This window comes from Prevotella conceptionensis 9403948 (assembly GCF_000312305.1).
GTDB classification, from domain to species: Bacteria; Bacteroidota; Bacteroidia; order Bacteroidales; family Bacteroidaceae; genus Prevotella; species Prevotella conceptionensis.
Map to the genome: position 1 here is coordinate 1 of NZ_HE999459.1, position 2,311 is coordinate 2,311.

General features: G+C 45.4%; 2 protein-coding genes. Both read left to right on the forward strand.

The annotated features are described in order from the left end of the window. Positions 1–979: 979 nt before the first annotated feature. Positions 980–1,156, forward strand: coding sequence for a hypothetical protein (locus BN93_RS17795; protein WP_019189133.1), 177 nt, complete (start codon positions 980–982; stop codon positions 1,154–1,156). Positions 1,157–1,679: 523 nt separating this feature from the next. After that, positions 1,680–2,311 (forward strand): TonB-dependent receptor plug domain-containing protein (locus BN93_RS15165; RefSeq protein WP_044261088.1); only part of this gene is annotated, 632 nt, incomplete at its 3' end.

The following is a 2,311-nucleotide window of genomic DNA, read 5'->3' on the forward strand; positions in this document are numbered from 1 at the left end:
CCTACATCTTTAATAACAAAGACCTAGGAGAACCGACGGTTCTTAATGTTCTACCCAAACGCGCTCATCTCAGAAAAGACAAGCACATCTGCTCTTGTACTACTACTGTCTATGTAAATCTTTCAATGAACTCTTTTTCAATTGCTCACGGAGAACTTCGTTCCCGAAAGCGGATGCAAAGGTATACACTTTTTCGTTTCTCGCAAAACATTCACAAGAAAAACATTCATTCCAATTTGATATTTAACATTTTGAAACATTTTAAACATTCAAAAATACCATTACACCTTATTTATATAAACCGAAAGTCCTCGCAAAGAGAACAAAACTAAAGTGCAATATGAACAACAAAACATCATGGCATAGGCAAACCACACCCTTCGGTTTAGCAAGCTGGGCGAGCTATTAGGAACTCGGGAGGGAACAGAGTGCCCCAACCAACTAGATAAAACTGCCTGGATAGACAAACAAGGCAGAGCTTGTACGATGGAGAAAAGCAACCCTAAGCACGGCGAATAAAACCAAGCCTTACCAATAAACCCAACCACAAAAGTACAGAAACGCAATGCAACAACACTACACCCGCCACACTTATGTAATATTTTCGGCAAGGATTTTAACATGATGGCTGCTGTTTTTGCCTACCAACCGCTCACCCTGCCGCAAAAAATCGATTCTCGCGAAGGTTTGTTTTAATGCAAAAAAGGGTTAGTTTGTGAATACGATAAAATGAATATTTATTTCAAAACACCGCCATTTACACCACATTTGGGGCATTTTGCCGCTAAATACACTGCGTTTTGGTGCTAAATGCAGTGCAATATGGTGCTAAACGCAGTGCGTTTTGGTGCAAAACGCAGTGCGTTTTGGTGCAAAATGCAAGGCGAAATGGTGTAAAACGCAGGGTAAAATGCTGCTAAACGCAAGGCAAAAAGCATAAACATCCACTGCAATTGCATAAACAAAACCTTTTAGAGCGATGAAAAACATGGCCGAAAAGGGCAAAATAGGGGTTAAAAAACGGGGTTTTAGGGGTAAAATGGGGGTAATTGGACTTGAAAAAACACGAGCATTCAACCAAAATAGAAAGGCAAAATGGTACAAAATGCAGGTTCTTTTCTCAAAGGAAGACAAAGCAAAAGGCATAAAAAGCTAGAAATAGTGTCCAATTACCCATTTTTCGACCTTTATTCTCGCTAGAACGGCGCAAAATTTAGAGCAACATTGTAAAAACAAAGCAAAAAATTAACTTTTAAAGCTGATGTGTTTGCGGGTTGACGTATTCAGCAACTGGTGGGTCTTCGAGAGTTTATGCGTTAGCAATCTTCTATGCCTGCGCGTGGTGAGAGTATCAGCTTATCCCCCTCATAAGTGCGAAACCGAGTTTGCAAGCCCCAAATGCGCAAGTGTGTTTTTCGCACGTTTGTGCGCCGGTAAGGTTTTGTACATACAAGCCGCAAGGGCTGTAAACTTTTAAAACGATAGAATAAACGCGCACCAACACAAAAGCTAGACGTAGCCCATCGGCCGACATCGCCTTGCAAACAGGCGGCAACACCCCCACTTTTCCCCTCCTCTCAGCAGCCTACCTAAAACTAGGTATTTTGCATTTTCGGTAACATTTGTTACTTTTCTTATGGGTTTGCAACTCTAACTTTGCGGCAAAATTAGCAAAAAAGATGGATGCACGTTTGAAGCTTGGTTTAGCATTTTGGTTCACCGTGATGAGTTGCATGGCGGTAAGGCCACCTTACCATCTACGCACAGCCCTGCCAAACGCCACAGACAACGACAGCACCCAAGCCGATAAGGCACGAAACACGCTGCCACGCGTGGTAAACCTCAAAGAAGTAAACGTGCTGGCACCCCGACAGCTAACGCAACCCACCGTGGCACAAGCCCTAAACGAGCAACGGCTCATTGCCGGAAGCACTTCGCTGGTGCAGATGTCGCCCTTACGGCAACGGCTGTCTACGCTGAAAGATGCGTTGGCCATGCAACCAGGCGTCATCATTCAAGAGTTCTTCGGCCTGAACGACCAACCCCGACTCAACATCCGCGGTTCGGGCATCCAGAGCAACCCACAACGCCGAGGTGTGTACCTGCTGCAAGACGGCATACCCGTGAACTTTGCCGACGGCTCGTACATCATCGGCGTGATGGACCCCCTGACGGCCCATTTCGTTGAAGTGTTTAAAGGAGCCAACGCCCTAAACTTCGGTGCGAGCACCCTTGGCGGAGCCATCAACTTCGTTTCGCCCACGGCCAACAAGCAACATGGGGCTAACACGCTCGTAGAGGTAGAAGGCGG